This window comes from Streptomyces sp. A01 (assembly GCF_059026195.1).
Window position 1 is genome coordinate 1 of sequence record NZ_JBWLKN010000134.1, and the last position, 418, is coordinate 418.

Annotated in this window: 1 pseudogene; it reads right to left on the minus strand. The window is 64.6% G+C overall.

The annotated features are described in order from the left end of the window. Positions 1 to 209 precede the first annotated feature (209 nt). Positions 210 to 418 (minus strand): annotated as a pseudogene (locus AC5P1B_RS35880) (IS4 family transposase); the annotation flags it as partial.

Below are 418 nucleotides of genomic sequence, written 5' to 3' on the forward strand. Positions count from 1 at the left end.
TTTACGGGCCTGCGGCTTGGGGTCTTGTGATGAGGATGGCTTGCGTGCCCGTGCGGGTCGGATGCGGCCAGAGACGGTGTTCAGCTCGCTTGAGCTGGTAATTGGACATCTTGCGTTTCACGACTCGGGGCTGCCTTCGGAGTCGTCTGACGGGCAGGAGTCGTTCCAGGAGGTCCTGCTCGAGCATCACCAAGGCCCTGACCAGGAGGTCAGGGGGAAAAGCCGCCCGGCGTAACGGTCACGCTGCGCCGGGCAGAGCGCAGGGTTTCGGTGAAGGAGACTCGATCGGGGTCCAGGCCACGGGTAGCGGCCGTTCTCAGCATGAGTTCGCGCAGGGCGTGGTGGACCAACAGGTGTGCCCAGATCCGCTGGCGGACACCATCGGGGGTTTTGCCGCTGAGTACAACGCGTGCGCCAC